Below are 17,211 nucleotides of genomic sequence, written 5' to 3'. Positions count from 1 at the left end.
TGTGGCGGACGCCGCCCGGGCCGCGGTCGCCGCGCTGGGCTGGCCGAGCGGCGCGGTGAACGTGGTGGACGACGAACCGGCGCCCGCCCGCGACTGGCTGCCCGCGCTCGCCGCCGCCCTCGGCGCCCCGGCGCCCGTTGCGACGACCGGTCGGGAGGGCTGGGAGCGCGGCGCCGACAACACACTCGCCCGCCGCCTGGGCTGGCGCCCGGACCACCCGACGTGGCGCACCGGCTTCCACCACCAGCGGCAGACATGAAAACGGCGTAGCCGGACCGCTTTCGTCCGGCTACGCCGCCGAGCCCTGGAGCCCATGCGTCGGGCGCCCACACAGAGGCGCGCCGCGCATCAGTCGTCGGGCATACCCGTGGAGACCGTCAGCTCGATGGTGTCCGTCTTCGGGTTGTACGGCTCGTAGTTGCGGTACGTGTAGTTGAGGACCGTGCCCTTGCCCCACAGGTTCTCGTCCTGCGTCGTGACGCGGTACTTCCAGCCCGCGGCCCGGATGCACTTCTTCACCGAGTCGACGTAGAGGTTCTGGAAGTCGGGCACGCTGTACGTGCCCTTCTCCTCGCTGTCCTCGTAGGCGTCCGTGCACTTCTCGGGGTCGATCGTCTTCGTCTTGTCGCCCATGCGGAAGTCCGCGGGCTTCGACGACGCGGGGGCGGAGGTCTTCTCCCCGCCACCCTTGCTCGTGTTCTTCTTGCCGCCGTCGTCGCCGCTGAGGGCGATGACCAGGATGACGCCGAGGACCGCGATCGCGGCCACCACGGCGGAGCCTATGATCACGCGCTTGTTGCCGCCGCCACCGCCCGGGGACCCCGGCGACGGGGACGGAGCCGGGCTGGGCGAGATGTTGTACGGCGGCGGGGTGCTCGGGCCGTGGCCGCCCTGGTACGGGGACGCGGGGGCGCCGTACGGCTGCTGGCCCACCGGCATGGTCGGCGGCGGCGGGGTGGACGGGCCGAAGGCGCCGTACTGCCCCGCCCCGGCCTGCGGCTGCGGCTGGTACGGCGTCTGGACGCCGCCGGGGCCCGGCCCGGGGGTCTGCTGGTCGACGGGCGGGAAGACCGCCGCGCCGACGCCGGAGCCGCTGACGGAGGGGGGACCGCCGCTGATGATGATCGGGGAGGCGCCGGTCTGGCCGGTGCGGGAGACCCGGGCGCACTCGTCGCGCATGGCCTCGGCGGTGGGGAAGCGCTCGTTCGGGTTCTTCTTCAGCACGCGGGCGACCAGCGCGTCCACGGCGGGCGGGATGGACTGGTTGATCGAGGAGGGCGCGACCGGCTCCTCCTGCACATGCGCGTACGCGATGGCGAGCGGCGAGTCGGCGTCGAAGGGGAGCCGCCCGGTCAGCAGCTCGAAGAGCATGATGCCGACCGAGTAGAGGTCGCTGCGGGCGTCCACGCCGCGGCCCAGCGCCTGTTCGGGCGAGAGGTACTGCGGGGTGCCGACGACCATGCCGGTCTGGGTCATGGAGGTGACCCCGGACTGCATGGCGCGGGCGATGCCGAAGTCCATGACTTTGACCACATTACGCTTGGTCATCATCACGTTACCGGGCTTGATGTCGCGGTGAACCAGCCCCATTTCGTGGCTGATCTCCAGCGCCGCCAGAACATCACCGGTGATTTTCAGCGCCTTTTCGGTCGGCATCGCGCCGTATTGCCGAACGTCGGCGTCGAGGACGGAACGCAGCGGAAGTCCCTCGACGTACTCCATGACGATGTACGGCATGAGCGCGCCGTCGAGCGAATCCTCGCCGGTGTCGAAGACCGAAACGATATTGGTGTGCGTGAGTTTGGCCACGGCCTGCGCCTCGCGGCGGAAGCGCTCGCGGAAGGACTGCTCGCGGCCCAGCTCCGTATGCAGCGTCTTGATGGCGACCTGGCGGTCCAGCACGGAGTCGTAGGCGAGGTGCACGGATGCCATGCCGCCTTCGCCGAGCAGATCACGCAATTGGTAACGGCCGCCGGCCAGGGAGCTGCCCTGGTAGCGGCCCGGTGCGCCGTGCTGGCTCATGTTGTTACTTCCCCCTCGGCGCACTCCCGCTCAACCCGCACGTTTCGACGCCATGATCTTCGTGTTCCGGATATCGTGGCCAAGTCTGCCCCAGGCCACGGACACGTCAAGCCACGTGCCCGTTCCGTGACCGGATGCTCAAGAACCCGTCACGCGATTTGCAACACTTCACCGTCAACAGGTTTGATGGCCGGTCCATCACGAACCGATGCGCGGCGCGAAGGCTGTAGCGTGCCTAGCAGGAACCGTACCGCCCGCGGGCGGGGCGATCTCGACCAGACCCCCACCTAGACCGAGACGGCGAGGACCGATGGCACAGACCCAGAGCGCCCAGGGGCCCTCCGAACCTGACGCTACCGGGTCCGGAATGTCTGATGTGCCCGAGGCGTGGGGGAATGGTGGACTGGTCGGCGATGGCCGCTACCGTCTCACCGGCCGCCTGGGCCGCGGCGGCATGGCGGAGGTCTTCGCCGCCGAGGACATCCGGCTCGGCAGAACTGTCGCGGTGAAGCTGCTGCGCGCCGACCTGGCCGAGGACCCGGTGTCCAAGGCCCGCTTCACCCGCGAGGCACAGTCCGTCGCGGGGCTGAACCATCACGCGGTCGTCGCGGTGTACGACTCCGGCGAGGACGTCGTCGGCCCGAACACCGTCCCCTACATCGTGATGGAGCTGGTCGAGGGCCACACCATCCGCGATCTGCTGCTGAACGCCGAGGCGCCGCCGCCGGACCAGGCGCTGATCATCGTCTCCGGGGTGCTGGAAGCGCTCGCCTACAGCCATCAGCACGGCATCGTGCACCGTGACATCAAGCCCGCGAACGTCATCATCACCAAGAGCGGCGCGGTCAAGGTGATGGACTTCGGCATCGCCCGCGCCCTGCACGGCGCGCAGTCCACGATGACCCAGACCGGCATGGTCATGGGCACCCCGCAGTACCTCTCGCCCGAGCAGGCGCTCGGCAAGGCCGTGGACCACCGCTCCGACCTGTACGCGACCGGGTGTCTGCTGTACGAACTCCTCGCGCTGCGCCCGCCGTTCACCGGTGAGACTCCTCTTTCGGTCGTTTATCAGCACGTTCAGGACAATCCCGTACCACCGTCCGAAATTTCGGGCGGCCAGGTTCCGCCGGAGCTGGACGGCCTGGTGATGCGCTCCCTCGCCAAGGACCCGGACGACCGGTTCCAGAGCGCCGAGGAGATGCGCGGACTGGTCCAGTACGCGCTCCAGATGCTCCAGGAAGCGGGCGGCCACACCGGGGTCTGGAACACCGGCCCGGTCACCCAGCACCTCGGCGGTTCCACGGGCGCGATGGGCATGGCGGGGACGACCGCGATGCCGCATCCGGACCACGGCCAGACATCCCAGCAGCCGATGGTCGCGCCCGGTGGAGGGAACGGCGGCGGGTACGACGGGGGCCCCGGCCGGGGCCGCCGGGGTGGTGGCCGCGGCAAGCTGTGGCTGATCGCGGCGCTCGCGGTGATCGCCGTGGCGGTCGGGGTCGCGTTCGCGCTGGACCTCAGCGGCAATGACGACAAGGGCAAGCAGCCGAACAAGAACCCCACGGCGACCCAGCAGAAGGAGACGAAGGAGCCGAGCGAGGATCCGACGGAGGAGACGACGGACGCTCCGGAGACCGACGACTCCACCGGCGGTACGGGCGACTACACCCCGTCCCAGGACCCGACCAGCCCCTCGTACACCGGGCAGCCCAGCAATCCGGGGTACCCGAACGAGCCGACCGGCGGCCCGACCGACGTGCCGTCGGACCCGCAGACCACGCCGTCCGACGGCAACAGCCAGACCACGCCGCCCGACGACGGCGGCGAGACCACGCCGCCGGACGACGGTGGCGAGGAGACGCCGCCCGTCGATCCCCCGGCCAGCAACCTCGGCTGACCGGACAGGACCGAACCGGGTCCGCTGAACTACGCCGACTGCCCCGGCCCCGCGCGAGCGGTGCCGGGGCAGTCGCATGCGTACGAGCTTGCTTGCGCACGGGAGGCGGCCCTCAGCCGCAGAAGGCGTCGCGGACCGCCTCGTACTCCCGCGTCCACCACACCACCAGCGCCGCCGCGGCCGGGAACTGCGGATCGGCGCGGTGGTCGCCGCGGTGGTAGTGCCAGTGCAGCATCCAGAAGTCGTTGAGCCGCTCCCACCACACCCGGTGCACGGCCGCCGCCATCTCGTCGGCCCCGGCGCCCGCCATGCGGCGGTAGGCCCGGGCGTAGGACCGGACCTTGGTCAGCTCCAGGGTGCCGCCGGGCCGTACGAAGAAGATCGCGGCGGCGCGGACGGCCTCCTCGGCGCGCGGCTGGACGCCCAGCCGGTCCCAGTCGACGATCGCGGCGGGTTCCGTATCGCGGTAGAGCAGGTTCAGCGGGTGGAAGTCGCCGTGCACCCAGCCGGTGGCCGGGATCGCGTCCGCCTCGGGCCGGCGGTGGGCGTGCCGCTCCAGCAGCGCGCGGCGCTCGGTCAGGCGGTGCTCGGCGAGTTCGTCGAAGGTGTCGCGCGGCCGGTGGCCGCGGACCCGTGTCAGCAGCTCGTCGATGACGGCGTAGGTGTCCTCGGGGTCGGCCGCGGGCTCCGGCGGCTCACGGTCGCTGGTTCCGGCCCGCATGACCTGCTCCAGGCAGGTGTGGACGAACCCCAGCAGCCCGCCCAGCCGCCAGCACTGTGGCGTGGTCAGCGCGGCGCCGTCGCGGTGCCGTCCGTCGATCCAGGGGTGGAGGGCGTAGCAGCGGCCGCCGATGACGGCGACGGTGCGGCCGTGGGCGTCCGGGACCGGCGGGGCGACCGGGAGGCCGAGCGCGCCCAGCCGCTGGGTGGCCCGGTGCTGGCGGGCGATGGCGGTGCGGTCGCCGTCGAGGTGGTGCTTGAGGAAGAACCGGCCGCGGGTGGTGGCGAGCCGGTAGCCGCGGTTGAGCAGGCCCTCGGTGAGGGGGTCGCAGGACACCGGCTCACCGGCCCGGTCGTAGCGGCGGAGCAGGGCGCCCAGGGTTTCCCCGTCGGGAGCGGCCTCGGCGAGGTGTACATGTGAGCGCGGCACCTGCCAGATGTTAGATCACCCGGCGTCACGGACCGTGCGGGAGTTGACGCGGCAGGCCGAATGGTGCTTCGGGTGCTCTCGCCGCACAGGGGACAGGGGTGCCCGTGTCCGCACAGCCGCGTCGGGTCAGCCCGCAGCGTCAGGGGGCAGGTCCCAGCAGTGGCTGGGGGCGTGCCAGGCGTCGCGGGCCCGGCGGGACTTCGCGAACAGCCCCTGGTTCTTCCGGGCCTGGTTCTTCCGGGGCTAATTCTTCTGGGCCTGCATCCGGGCCACGAAGGCGGCGGCCTGCGAGCGGCGCTCCATGCCGAGCTTGGAGAGCAGGCTGGAGACATAGTTCTTGATCGTCTTCTCGGCGAGGTGCAGCCGCTCGCCGATCACCCGGTTGGTCAGCCCCTCCCCGATCAGCAGCAGGATCCGGCGCTCCTGCTCGGTGAGGGAGGAGAGCCGGTCGTCGGGCTTGGCGGCGCCGCCGCGCAGCCGCTCCAGGACCCGCGCGGTGGCCACCGGGTCGAGCAGTGAGCGGCCCGCGGCCACGTCCCGGACGGCGGCGAGCAGTTCGCTGCCCCGGATGTCCTTGAGGACGTAGCCGGACGCGCCCGCCATGATCGCGTCGAAGAGGGCCTCGTCGTCGGCGAAGGAGGTGAGCATCATGCAGCGGATGGTCTCGTCGCGCGAGCGGATCTCCCGGCAGACCTCGACGCCGCTGCGGTCGGGCAGCCGGATGTCGAGCACGGCGACATCGGGGCGGGTCGCGAGGATCCGGGCGAGGGCGTCGGCCGCGGTGCCCGCCTCGCCGACCACCTCCATGTCCGGCTCGCTCGCCAGCAGCTCGCGCACGCCGCGTCGTACGACTTCATGGTCGTCGAGTAGGAAAATCCTGATTTTTCCTTCTTCGCGCACGGCTCCAGTCTCACATACGGAGTCTTCCCGTGCCTTTGTCCAGCGGGATAACGTGCGGAGGACCGACGGTCGGCGAGGCTGTGACCAGTGGATGTTCACCCAACCGCGCGATTTACTTGGAAATCCAAGCAAAATTGCAGGTCAGGTGGGGTTTCGCAGAGATGCGGAGCACTGGGTAACGTGCCTTGTGCGGGGCCGACCGCCGGGAACCTGTCACGCCCGGACGGACGTTTCGTCGCACCCACCCCGTGCGTCGTCGTCGGACGGGCGAGCCGCAACTGGCCGCCGGCGGATCCCGGAGGCCGGACAGACGGAGGAGCACACGTGACCGTGGAGAGCACTGCCGCGCGCAAGCCGCGCCGCAGCGGAGCCAAGCGCAGCACCAGCGCGCGGAGCACGAAGAAGCAGTCGGCGGAACCGGAACTCGTACAGCTGCTGACCCCGGAGGGCGAGCGCGTCGAGCACCCCGACTACGCGATCGACCCGACCCCCGACGAGCTGCGCGGCCTGTACCGGGACATGGTGCTGACGCGGCGCTTCGACGCCGAGGCCACCACCCTCCAGCGCCAGGGCGAACTGGGCCTGTGGGCCTCCCTGCTCGGCCAGGAGGCCGCCCAGATCGGCTCCGGCCGGGCCCTGCACGATGACGACTACGTCTTCCCGACCTACCGCGAGCACGGCGTGGCCTGGTGCCGCGGGGTCGACCCGACGAATCTGCTGGGGATGTTCCGCGGGGTGAACCACGGCGGCTGGGACCCCAACAGCAACAACTTCCACCTGTACACCATCGTCATCGGCTCGCAGACGCTGCACGCCACCGGCTACGCGATGGGCGTGGCGAAGGACGGCGCGGACTCCGCCGTACTGGCCTACTTCGGGGACGGCGCCTCCAGCCAGGGCGATGTCGCCGAATCGTTCACCTACTCCGCGGTCTACAACGCCCCGGTCGTCTTCTTCTGCCAGAACAACCAGTGGGCCATCTCCGAGCCCACCGAGAAGCAGACCCGGGTGCCGCTCTACCAGCGCGCCCAGGGCTACGGCTTCCCGGGCGTCCGGGTGGACGGCAACGACGTGCTGGCCTGTCTCGCCGTCACCAAGGCCGCGCTGGAGCGGGCCCGCACCGGGCAGGGGCCGATGCTCGTGGAGGCGTTCACCTACCGGATGGGCGCCCACACCACCTCCGACGACCCGACGCGCTACCGCTCCTCCGAGGAGCGCGAGCTGTGGGAGACCAAGGACCCGATCCTGCGGCTGCGCACCCTCCTCACCAACGAGAAGCTGGCGGACGACGCGTTCTTCGACGCCCTGGAGCAGGAGTCCGACGCGCTCGCCAAGCGGGTGCGCGAGGCGGTCCGGTCCATGCCCGACCCCGACGACATGGCGCTGTTCGAGCACACCTACGCCGACGGCCATGCGCTCGTGGACGAGGAGCGTGCGCAGTTCGCCGCGTACCAGGCTTCGTTCGAGACCGCTGAGGAAGGCATCTGACATGGCTGCCCAGAAGATGTCGCTCTCCAAGGCGATCAACGCGTCGCTGCGCACGGCGCTCGACAACGACCCCAAGGTCCTGATCATGGGGGAGGACGTCGGCAAGCTCGGCGGCGTCTTCCGCGTCACCGACGGGCTCCAGAAGGACTTCGGCGAGGACCGGGTCATCGACACCCCGCTGGCCGAGTCCGGCATCGTCGGCACCGCGATCGGGCTCGCGCTGCGCGGCTACCGCCCGGTGGTGGAGATCCAGTTCGACGGTTTCGTCTTCCCCGCGTACGACCAGATCGTCACGCAGCTCGCCAAGATGCACGCGCGGTCGCTCGGCAAGGTCAAGATGCCGGTCGTCATCCGCATCCCGTACGGCGGCGGCATCGGCGCGGTCGAGCACCACAGCGAGTCGCCCGAGGCGCTGTTCGCGCACGTCGCCGGGCTGAAGGTGATCTCGCCCTCCAACGCCTCCGACGCCTACTGGATGCTCCAGCAGGCCATCGGCAGCGACGACCCCGTGATCTACTTCGAGCCCAAGCGCCGCTACCACGACAAGGGCGAGGTCGACACCTCGGCGATCCCCGGTCCGCTGCACGCGGCCCGGGTGGTGCGGCCCGGCACCGACCTCACTCTCGCGGCCTACGGCCCGATGGTGAAGGTCGCGCTGGACGCGGCGGCGGCCGCCGCCGAGGAGGGCAAGTCGCTGGAGGTCGTGGACCTCCGGTCGATGTCGCCGATCGACTTCGACACGGTCCAGCAGTCGGTCGAGCGGACCGGCAGGCTGGTCGTGGTGCATGAGGCGCCGGTCTTCCTGGGGACCGGCTCGGAGATCGCCGCGCGCATCACCGAGCGGTGTTTCTACCACCTCCAGGCCCCGGTGCTGCGGGTCGGCGGCTATCACGCGCCGTACCCGCCCTCGCGGCTGGAGGACGAGTACCTGCCCGACCTGGACCGGGTGCTCGACGCCGTAGACCGTGCGTTGGCGTACTGAAGGGCTTGAGGAGATCGTGACGATGACCGCAGTCGAACAGCGCTTCCGTGAGTTCAAGATGCCCGACGTGGGCGAGGGACTGACCGAGGCCGAGATCCTCAAGTGGCTGGTGGCGCCGGGCGACACCGTGACCGACGGTCAGGTGGTCTGCGAGGTCGAGACCGCGAAGGCCGCGGTGGAGCTGCCCATCCCGTTCACCGGGGTGGTGCACCAGCTGCGCTTCGACGAGGGCACCACCGTGGACGTGGGCACGGCGATCATTTCGGTGGACACCGACCCGGGCGCCGGAGACGCGCCCGCGCCGTCCGCCGCGCCGGAACCCGCCGCCGAGGCGCCCGCCGAGGCCGAACCGGAGGGGCGCTAGGCCAACCTGGTCGGCTACGGCGCCGCGCCCTCCTCCACCAAGCGCCGCCCGCGCAAGCCGCAGCCGGGGGCCAAGCGTCCGGCGGCCGGGGCACCCCAGGCCCCGGCCCCCGCGCCCGCCCCCGCGGCGCCCGCCGCGCCGGTGCGCCCGGAGCCCGGCCCCGAGCTGAACGGCCACACCGGGACCGCCCGGCCGCTGGCCAAGCCCCCGGTCCGCAAGCTCGCCAAGGACCTGGGCATCGACCTGGCGACGATCACCCCGACAGGGCCGGGCGGGATCATCACCCGCGAGGACGTCCACGCGGCCGTGGAAGCCCCCGCGGCGGCCCCGGAGCCCGCCGCCCCGGTCGCGGGCGCACGGGAGCGCCGGGTGCCCGTGAAGGGCGTACGGAAGGCCACCGCGCAGGCGATGGTGGACAGCGCCTTCACGGCCCCGCACGTGACGGAGTTCGTCACCGTCGACGTCACCCGCACCATGAAGCTGGTCGCCGACCTCAAGCAGGACCCGGAGCTGGCCGGGCTGCGGGTGAACCCGCTGCTCCTGGTCGCCAAGGCGCTGCTGGTGGCGATCAAGCGCAACCCGGACGTCAACGCCTCCTGGGACGAGGAGAACCAGGAGATCGTCTACAAGGACTACGTCAACCTGGGCATCGCGGCCGCCACCCCGCGCGGTCTGGTCGTCCCCAACATCAAGGACGCGGACGCCAAGACGCTGCCCCAGCTGGCCGAGTCCCTGGGCGACCTGGTGTCCACCGCCCGCGAGGGGAGGACCAGCCCGGCGGCGATGACCGGCGGCACGGTGACCATCACCAACGTCGGCGTCTTCGGCATCGACACCGGCACCCCGATCCTCAACCCCGGGGAGTCGGCGATCCTCGCCTTCGGCGCGGTCAAGCTCCAGCCGTGGGTCCACAAGGGCGAGGTCAAGCCGCGCCAGGTGACGACCCTCGCGCTCTCCTTCGACCACCGGCTGGTCGACGGTGAGCTGGGCTCCAAGGTGCTCGCGGACGTCGCGGCCATCCTGGAACGCCCCAAGCGCTTGATCACCTGGGGTTGACACGGAAGTATCCCCCGTCCGCATGGCGGACGGGGGATACGCAGGAATACCTGTTGTATCTATGCTGTGCGCATCATGAGTTCCGCCGATACGGCCACCAAGCCGCCGCCCGCCGCCGAACGCGTCTACACCCATGTCAAACAAGCCGTCCTGGAGCGCCGCTACGAGGGCGGCACGCTGCTGAGCGAGGGCGAGCTGGCCGAGGCCGTCGGGGTCTCCCGTACGCCGGTCCGCGAGGCCCTGCTGCGGCTGGAGGCCGAGGGGCTGCTGAAGCTCTACCCCAAGAAGGGCGCGCTGGTGCTGCCCGTCTCCGCGCAGGAGATCGCGGACGTGGTGGAGACCCGGCTGCTGGTCGAGCAGCACGCGGTCGCCAAGGTGGTACCGGCCGGGGCGCAGCTGCTGGGGCGGCTGGAGGCGCTGCTGGAGGAGCAGAAGGGGCACGCGGCGACCGGCGACCTGGCCGCGTTCGCGGTCGCCGACCGCTGCTTCCACGCGGAGATCGTCCGCGCCGCGGGGAACACGATCCTGGCGCAGCTGTACGACCAGCTGCGGGACCGGCAGCTGCGGATGGGCGTGGCCACCATGCACGCCGAGCCCGACCGGATCGCCAAGAACATCACCGAGCACACCGAGATCCTGGACGCCCTGCGCGCCGGGGACGCGATCTCGGCCGCCGGGTTCGTCCAGCGCCACATCAGCTGGGTGAACACCCTCGCCCGGGGAGATGTGCGATGACCACGGCCCGATTGCCCGGGGACCCGCCCGGCGGACGGCGTGCCGTCGCCATCTGGGGCCTCGGTGTCGCCGTCTACTTCGTCGCCATCGTCTACCGCACCAGCCTGGGCGTGGCCGGGATCGACGCCGCCGAGCGCTTCCACATCAACGCCTCGGCGCTGTCCACCTTCTCCGTGCTCCAGGTGCTGGTCTACGCCGGGATGCAGATACCGGTCGGGCTGATGGTGGACCGGCTCGGCACCCGCAAGGTGCTCGCGCTGGGGATCGTGCTGTTCACCATCGGGCAGTTCGGCTTCGCGCTCTCCCACACGTACCCGATGGCGCTGGGCTCCCGGGCGGTGCTCGGCTGTGGCGACGCGATGACGTTCATCAGCGTGCTGCGGCTCGGCTCCCGCTGGTTCCCGGCCCGCCGGGTGCCGCTGGTGGGCCAGTTCGCCGGGCTGATCGGCATGGCGGGCAACCTGGTCTCCACGCTGGTGATCGCCCAGATCCTGCACAGCGTCGGCTGGACCCCGACCTTCGCGGGCAGCGCGGTCGCCGGGGTGGTCATCCTCGTTCTGGTGCTGCTCTTCCTCAAGGACCACCCGGAGGGGCACGAACCCCCGCCCGCCACCCGGGCGGACAAGGGCTTCGTGCGCCGGCAGATCGTGGCCGCCTGGAGCGAGCCCGGCACCCGGCTGGGCATGTGGACGCACTTCACCACCCAGTTCCCCGCCATGGCCTTCCTCCTGCTGTGGGGGATGCCGTTCCTGGTGGAGGCGCAGGGGCTGTCCCGGGCGACCGCCGGTGAGCTGCTGACGGTGGTGGTGGTGTCCAACATCGTGATCGGCCTGGTCTACGGGCAGATCATCGCCCGCCACCACGCCGCCCGCACCCCGCTGGCCCTCGGCACGGTCGGCGCCACCGCGCTGGTGTGGGGCGCCGCGCTGTTCTGGCCGGGCGACCACGCACCGATGTGGATGCTGGCCGTCATGTGCGTGGTGCTCGGCAGCTGCGGACCCGCGTCGATGATCGGCTTCGACTTCGCCCGCCCCGCCAACCCGCCCGAGCGGACCGGAACCGCCTCCGGCATCGTCAACATGGGCGGATTCACGGCCTCGATGAGTACTTTGCTCGCCGTCGGCGTACTCCTGGACATGACCGGTCAGGACTTCCGCATCGCCTTCGCGTCGGTGTTCGTGCTCCAGGCGCTCGGCGTCTCCCAGATCCTGCGGCTGCGCGGGCGCGCGCACCGCCGGGAGCGCGAGCGCGTGGTCGCGAGCCGCGTCGAGGCGGTGCACGTACCGGCGTGAGGGTCCGCTTACGGGGTCACGGGGCCGGGGTCACGGGGTGATCGCGAAGTGGGCCAGGATGGCGTCGGCCAGCTGCTGGTCCCCTTCGACCTTCACCTGTTCGGCCACCGCGTCGGCCCGCACCCGGCCGCAGGCGAGCCGCACGTACGTCTCCCAGTCCAGCGAGAGCGTGACGGACGGGCCCAGCGACACACTGCCGTCGATGGTGGCCCGGCCGTCCGCGTCCACCCGGACGGTGCGCATGAACTCGATCGGTCCGTTCACATCGAAGACCACCGCCGAGTTGGGCGCCGCGCCCGCGTCCTTGGCGACCACCTTCGGCAGCGCCGACAGCAGCAGGTCCCGGGTGACGTACGCGCCCGGCGAGTCCAGGTTGCCGGGCTGGTTCAGCGCGCGCCGCAGATCCTGCTCGTGCACCCACACGTCGAAGGCCCGGCGGGTCAGGGCGTCTTCGAGGGACAGCTCGCCGCCGCCCGGCCAGCGCACCATGGTGTCCGGCTGCCGCTTCTCGTTGCGCAGCTGACGGGCCCGCCGGATGACGGTGTACTCCAGCTCGGACGTCATCTCCGGCGCCGTGTGGCAGCGCCGCACATCGACCTGGACTTCCATGTAGCGGCCCAGCTCGCCGGTCATGTGGAACAGATCGCGCGGCAGCGTGTGGATGGGGCGGGGATCGCCGAGCATCTCGCACTCGAGGCCGATCACGTGCGAGACGATGTCCCGCACCGACCACCCCGGGCATTCGGTGGCGCGGTTCCATTCGCTCTCGGGGAGCGGGGTCACCAACTCCGATATGGCGTCGATGGAATGCGTCCAGGCGTCGATGGAGGTCTGAAGGCTGGGATGGACGGTCACGGGACCCCTCGGGCGGTTGGTACGCGGGCTGGGTGCAGGTGTGTGGCTTCAAGTTACGCTGCCCACGCGCGCGAGGGCAGTGCTTCGAGTCCGATCGTAGGCCCGGAACGGCGGCTTTCCTCGTGTCGGCGGCGGCCGTCCTCGGACCCCCGCGCGGCGGACCGGGACGGACCGGGGCGAGCCGGTCGAACCGGCCCGGGGGAATGCCATCCGCCCAGCTGATGTTGGATGGGGATATGGCTCCACGTGCACGCGTCCGCGCCCCCGAGCTGACCGGCCTCGGCGGCTGGCTCAACACCGGCGGGAAAGACCTCACCCTCGCGGATCTGCGAGGCCGCATCGTCATCCTCGACTTCTGGACGTTCTGCTGTGTGAACTGTCTGCACGTCCTGGACGAGCTGCGCGAGCTGGAGGAGAAGCACCGCGACACCGTCGTGATCGTCGGGGTGCACTCGCCGAAGTTCGTCCACGAGGCCGAGCACCAGGCCGTCGTGGACGCCGTCGAGCGGTACGGGGTGCACCACCCGGTCCTGGACGACCCGGAGCTGACCACCTGGAAGCAGTACGCGGTGCGGGCCTGGCCCACCCTCGTCGTCATCGACCCCGAGGGCTACGTGGTCGCCCAGCACGCCGGCGAGGGCCACGCCCACGCCATCGAGACCCTGGTGGGGCAGCTGGAGACCGAGCACGCCGCCAAGGGCACGCTGCGCCGCGGCGACGGCCCCTACGTACCGCCGGAGCCCGTCCCCACCGAGCTGCGCTTCCCCGGCAAGGCGCTGCTGCTGCCCGGCGGCACCTTCCTGGTCTCGGACACCACCCGCCACCAGCTGGTGGAGCTGGCCGCCGACGGCGAGAGCGTGCTGCGGCGGATCGGCACGGGCGAGCGCGGCCTCGCCGACGGCCGGGCGGACCGGGCCCGGTTCAGCGAGCCGCAGGGGCTCGCCGCGCTGCCCGACGGCACGGTGGCGGTCGCCGACACCGTGAACCACGCGCTGCGCCGCTTCGACCCCGCGACCGGCGAGGTCACCACGCTCGCCGGGACCGGCCGCCAGTGGTGGCAGGGCTCGCCCGCCGAGGGGCCCGCCCGCGACATCGACCTGTCCTCCCCCTGGGACCTGGCCTGGTTCGACGGCCTGCTGTGGATCGCCATGGCGGGCGTGCACCAGCTGTGGACGTACGACCTTCAGGCCGGGACCGTACGGGCCGCCGCCGGGACCACCAACGAGGGCCTGGTGGACGGGCCCGCGGACCAGGCGTGGTTCTCCCAGCCGTCCGGGCTCGCCGCGTCCGGCGACCGGCTGTGGGTCGCCGACTCCGAGAGCTCCGCGGTGCGCTGGGTCGAGCGGGACGGCGACGGCTTCGCCGTCCGCACCGCCGTCGGCACCGGGCTCTTCGACTTCGGCCACCGGGACGGCGCCGCCGACCAGGCCCTGCTCCAGCATCCGCTGGGCGTCACCGCGCTGCCCGACGGCTCGGTCGCCGTCGCCGACACCTACAACCACGCGCTGCGCCGCTACGACCCGGCCACCGGCGAGGTCTCCACGCTCGCCACGGATCTGCGCGAGCCGTCCGACGCGGTGCTGGTCGACCGGGACATCGTGGTGGTGGAGTCCGCCCGGCACCGGCTGACCCGGCTGCGGCTGCCCGAAGAGGCCGTACGGGTCGAGGCGGTGGCCCACCGCACCCAGCGCGCCGCCACCGACATCGCCCCGGGCACGCTCCGGCTGGACGTGGTCTTCCAGGCGCCCGCGGGCCAGAAGCTGGACACCCGCTACGGCCCCTCCACCCGGCTGCTGGTCAGCTCCACCCCGCCCGGGCTGCTCGCGGCCGGCGAGGGCGCGGGTACGGACCTGCGCCGCGAACTGGTGCTGGCCGAGGGGGTGACCGAGGGCGTGCTGCACGTCTCGGCGATGGCCGCGTCGTGCGACGACGACCCTGCCAACGAGTACCCGGCCTGCCATGTGCACCAGCAGGACTGGGGCGTTCCGGTCCGGGTCACCGAGGGCGGCGCGGCCCGGCTGCCGCTGGTGCTGGCCGGACTGGACGAGGAGGAGCCCGGCTAGTCGGGGCAGTTGGGGAGCTTCGTGTACTGCACCTGGTCATGATCGATCCGGATGGCCGGGATCCACATCCGCTTGCCGTCTCTTAAGACGCGGAACCACATACTGCTGTGCCCGCCCGCCTCGTCGGTGACGGTGACGCCGTTGGCGATGCGGCAGTCGGCGCGCAGCACGTCGCCGTGCCAGGCCCGGCCCGTGATGTTGGAGGGGCGGTAGGCCATGTACGGATCCCCCGCCAGGCCCAGGGAACAGGCGCGGACGCGCTCGTCACGGCAGCTCTTCTCGGCGTTGAAGACGGTGATCCGCGCGTTGCCCAGGGTCGCCGGGGGCTTGTCGTTGTCGGATGAGTCCGACGCCTGGAGGGCGAGGATCCCCGCCGTGGTCCCGCCGAGGACGGTGACCGTGCCCACCGCCGCGAGCGTGAGCCGCAGCCGCCGCCGGGGCGGCCGGTCCTCCGGGGGCGGGGCGGCTGGCCCGGCCCCGGGCTCCGTTTCCACCACCGGTCCGGTGTCGGACTCGGCGGCGGCCTCGTTGGCCCGGTGGAGCAGCTTCACCAGCTCGGGCAGCCGGTCCTCGGCGGTGAAGGAGAGCTTTCCCCACTGGACCAGGAGCCGTTCGTCGGGCAGGCTCTGGCCGCGCAGATAGCGGGAGAGGGAGGAGCGGCTCGCGGGCAGGCGCCCTTCGAGCTCCTTGAGGCTCAGGCCCAGTTCGCCGTGCATGTGGCGCAGTGCGGTCACGAATTCCCGTACCGGGCCGGAAAGTTCCTCGGGGAGCGGGGCGAGCGGCTTTCGTCGTGGATTCTCGGACTGATTCGGATGCGCTGGCACGCTTCCCATTGGAGCATGTGGATCATGAACATGACGAGCGACACGTCCACACCCCCGAGGTGGACGTGCCGCTCGTGACAGGAACCGGATCGCTAGCGCATCGGTTCGTGAACTTCCGGATCAGTCCGTGAACTTCAGCGGCCGGTAGGGCTTGTACTCGCTGCCCGGCTCCAGACCATAGGTGCGGGTCGTGTGGTCGGTACCGAAGTCGCCGCGCTGCTCGTACGAGGTGTACGAGGTGTGGGCGTCGTTGTTCCACTTCTCGAACATCACGACATGGCGGGTGTTGTTGTTGCCGGCGGCGTCGATCAGCAGGTCGCCCGGCCTGAGGTCGTTCACGGCGATCGGCTTGGTGATGCTGCCGCTGGTGAGGCCCACGGTGTTGGTGCCGGGTGCCTTCAGGCCCAGCGCCATGGAGACGTAGCCCGAGCAGTCCTGGCGGTAGCCGTCCTTCCAGATCTTGGCCTGGCTGTACGGGACCCGTCCGCCGCCGTTGGCCGTCAGCCAGGTGGAGGCCCGCTGGAGCGCCTCGGCGCGGGTGCCGCCGGGCTGGGGCGGCTTGGGCGGCTGCTGACCGCCGCCGTTCTGCACGGGGACGCCGGGCAGCGAGTCCTCGGGGATGTCCACCGCGAGGACGCTCAGGAAGCCGTTGACCGGACCGGTGATGTGGGCCATGTACGTCGAGCAGGTGCTGCCCTCGCACGCCTTCTTGCCGGTGTCGATCTGGTAGTCGGCGGTGATGCGGTCCTGCCCCGCGACATCCTTGTTGATCATGCCGACGGACGGGCTGCCGGTGTCGGCCGTCTGGTGGACGACCCAGCGCGTGCCCCAGGTGGGGAAGTCGGCGGCAGCGGCCGCCTTGGTGCCGAACTCCCCGCTCGTCGTCTTCAGCTTGAGGGCGCCGCCCTTGCCCTTCGCGGCCCCCGTGTCGCGGCTCAGGGCGTTCTTGTCGGCCGCCTGGGCCTTATCTGCCGTGTTTACCTTCTCCGCCTTCGTGCCATGGCCGCTGGTGTCCCCGTCGCCCGAGCAGCCCACGAGTCCGGCGGCGCCGATGCCCGCCGCGGCGATCGTGGGGAGCACCTTGCGCCAGATGGTCCGGCGCCGGGCGGTTGTGGTGGAGTGCGTCATGTGTGGAATCCCCCTGTGACGAAGGGCGCCGACTGGCCGTCGGAGCCGCTCGGTTGAGGCCGCCGGGCCGATCCGCCGCGACGACGGGAACCACTGTGGGCCGGAGGGCGGGGGGTTTCGGGGGAGCCGGTGTCCCATGGGACGTCCCGTTCCGTCGCACGCCCCTGACCTGCTGGGACATGCCCCGGGACGGCCGGGCGCGGGACATCGGAGGCGACTCGGCGGGACATGTCGGGACAGCGGACGGCCCCCGCCGGGGGCGGGGGCCGTCGGGGACACGCAGCCGGGGGGAGGCGGCTGCCTGTCCGTCTGGGAAATCTGTGGGGCCGATTACCAGGTGAGCGCGTCGGAGGCGCTGGTCTGCCAGTACGTCACCTTGTTGGCGCTGTCGACGTACACGCCGCCGCCGGGCAGGGTCACGGTCGTCGAGGCGTCCTGGCCCTTCAGGTACACCG

At 71.4% G+C, this 17,211-nt stretch carries 12 protein-coding genes and 2 pseudogenes; 8 read left to right on the top strand and 6 right to left on the bottom strand.

Annotation, left to right across the window (positions count from 1 at the left end):
• A pseudogene (locus SSOG_RS21915) lies at positions 1 to 259 on the top strand (NAD-dependent epimerase/dehydratase family protein); the annotation flags it as partial.
• Between the two features lie 89 nt (positions 260 to 348).
• Here SSOG_RS21915 and SSOG_RS21910 read toward each other — a convergent pair.
• Positions 349 to 2,022, bottom strand: a complete 1,674-nt coding sequence (locus SSOG_RS21910; RefSeq protein WP_009716424.1) for a protein kinase domain-containing protein — start codon at positions 2,020 to 2,022, stop codon at positions 349 to 351.
• A 310-nt stretch (positions 2,023 to 2,332) separates the two neighbouring features.
• On the opposite strand from SSOG_RS21910, the gene SSOG_RS21905 reads away from it, so the two are divergent.
• Positions 2,333 to 3,919: a protein kinase domain-containing protein gene (locus SSOG_RS21905; protein WP_039938322.1), complete on the top strand. Its 1,587-nt coding sequence runs from the start codon at positions 2,333 to 2,335 to the stop codon at positions 3,917 to 3,919.
• Between the two features lie 112 nt (positions 3,920 to 4,031).
• On the opposite strand, the gene SSOG_RS21900 is transcribed toward SSOG_RS21905, so the two are convergent.
• Positions 4,032 to 5,069: a phosphotransferase gene (locus tag SSOG_RS21900; RefSeq protein WP_009716422.1), complete on the bottom strand. Its 1,038-nt coding sequence runs from the start codon at positions 5,067 to 5,069 to the stop codon at positions 4,032 to 4,034.
• A gap of 243 nt (positions 5,070 to 5,312) precedes the next feature.
• The gene (locus SSOG_RS21895) at positions 5,313 to 5,969 is read right to left on the bottom strand and encodes a response regulator (protein WP_009716421.1); all 657 of its coding nucleotides are present in this window, start codon (positions 5,967 to 5,969) and stop codon (positions 5,313 to 5,315) included.
• Between the two features lie 324 nt (positions 5,970 to 6,293).
• Here SSOG_RS21895 and pdhA point away from each other — a divergent pair, with 324 nt between their 5' ends.
• From pdhA to SSOG_RS21870, 5 genes and pseudogenes are all read left to right on the top strand, one after another.
• The gene (gene pdhA, locus SSOG_RS21890) at positions 6,294 to 7,457 is read left to right on the top strand and encodes a pyruvate dehydrogenase (acetyl-transferring) E1 component subunit alpha (RefSeq protein WP_009716420.1); all 1,164 of its coding nucleotides are present in this window, start codon (positions 6,294 to 6,296) and stop codon (positions 7,455 to 7,457) included.
• Between the two features lies 1 nt (position 7,458).
• Positions 7,459 to 8,439 carry an alpha-ketoacid dehydrogenase subunit beta gene (locus SSOG_RS21885; RefSeq protein ID WP_009716419.1) on the top strand — a complete coding sequence of 327 codons (981 nt, stop codon included), beginning with the start codon at positions 7,459 to 7,461 and terminating at the stop codon, positions 8,437 to 8,439.
• 22 nt (positions 8,440 to 8,461) lie between these two features.
• A pseudogene (locus tag SSOG_RS57510) lies at positions 8,462 to 9,859 on the top strand (dihydrolipoamide acetyltransferase family protein).
• A gap of 75 nt (positions 9,860 to 9,934) precedes the next feature.
• Positions 9,935 to 10,594, top strand: coding sequence for a GntR family transcriptional regulator (locus SSOG_RS21875; protein WP_009716417.1), 660 nt, complete (start codon positions 9,935 to 9,937; stop codon positions 10,592 to 10,594).
• Positions 10,591 to 11,886: an MFS transporter gene (locus tag SSOG_RS21870; RefSeq protein WP_039938319.1), complete on the top strand. Its 1,296-nt coding sequence runs from the start codon at positions 10,591 to 10,593 to the stop codon at positions 11,884 to 11,886. The genes SSOG_RS21875 and SSOG_RS21870 overlap by 4 nt, the downstream gene beginning before the upstream one ends.
• 30 nt (positions 11,887 to 11,916) lie before the next feature.
• Here the strand turns inward: SSOG_RS21870 and SSOG_RS21865 are convergent, their stop codons facing one another.
• Entirely contained in the window at positions 11,917 to 12,741 is an 825-nt protein-coding gene (locus SSOG_RS21865) for a maleylpyruvate isomerase family mycothiol-dependent enzyme (protein WP_009716415.1), read from the bottom strand.
• A 236-nt stretch (positions 12,742 to 12,977) separates the two neighbouring features.
• On the opposite strand from SSOG_RS21865, the gene SSOG_RS21860 reads away from it, so the two are divergent.
• Positions 12,978 to 14,804 carry an NHL domain-containing thioredoxin family protein gene (locus tag SSOG_RS21860; protein WP_009716414.1) on the top strand — a complete coding sequence of 609 codons (1,827 nt, stop codon included), beginning with the start codon at positions 12,978 to 12,980 and terminating at the stop codon, positions 14,802 to 14,804.
• On the opposite strand, the gene SSOG_RS21855 is transcribed toward SSOG_RS21860, so the two are convergent.
• A complete protein-coding gene (locus tag SSOG_RS21855; RefSeq protein WP_009716413.1) occupies positions 14,801 to 15,637 on the bottom strand; it encodes a helix-turn-helix domain-containing protein in 837 nt (278 codons plus the stop codon). The genes SSOG_RS21860 and SSOG_RS21855 overlap by 4 nt on opposite strands.
• A 111-nt stretch (positions 15,638 to 15,748) precedes the next feature.
• Complete coding sequence (locus tag SSOG_RS21850; protein ID WP_039938316.1) at positions 15,749 to 16,756, bottom strand: NlpC/P60 family protein; 1,008 nt, start codon at positions 16,754 to 16,756, stop codon at positions 15,749 to 15,751.
• Positions 16,757 to 17,211 lie beyond the last annotated feature (455 nt).

Source organism: Streptomyces himastatinicus ATCC 53653, from assembly GCF_000158915.1.
In the GTDB taxonomy this organism is placed as follows: Bacteria; Actinomycetota; Actinomycetes; order Streptomycetales; family Streptomycetaceae; genus Streptomyces; species Streptomyces himastatinicus.
This window is presented reverse-complemented; position numbering and strand designations above follow the sequence as displayed.

Coding starts and splice junctions, on each gene's coding strand:
- SSOG_RS21910 (WP_009716424.1), bottom strand. CDS start 2,022: ATGAGCCAGCACGGCGCACCGGGCCGCTACCAGGGCAGCTCCCTGGCC.
- SSOG_RS21905 (WP_039938322.1), top strand. CDS start 2,333: ATGGCACAGACCCAGAGCGCCCAGGGGCCCTCCGAACCTGACGCTACC.
- SSOG_RS21885 (WP_009716419.1), top strand. CDS start 7,459: ATGGCTGCCCAGAAGATGTCGCTCTCCAAGGCGATCAACGCGTCGCTG.
- SSOG_RS21875 (WP_009716417.1), top strand. CDS start 9,935: ATGAGTTCCGCCGATACGGCCACCAAGCCGCCGCCCGCCGCCGAACGC.
- SSOG_RS21870 (WP_039938319.1), top strand. CDS start 10,591: ATGACCACGGCCCGATTGCCCGGGGACCCGCCCGGCGGACGGCGTGCC.
- SSOG_RS21860 (WP_009716414.1), top strand. CDS start 12,978: ATGGCTCCACGTGCACGCGTCCGCGCCCCCGAGCTGACCGGCCTCGGC.
- SSOG_RS21855 (WP_009716413.1), bottom strand. CDS start 15,637: ATGGGAAGCGTGCCAGCGCATCCGAATCAGTCCGAGAATCCACGACGA.
- SSOG_RS21850 (WP_039938316.1), bottom strand. CDS start 16,756: ATGACGCACTCCACCACAACCGCCCGGCGCCGGACCATCTGGCGCAAG.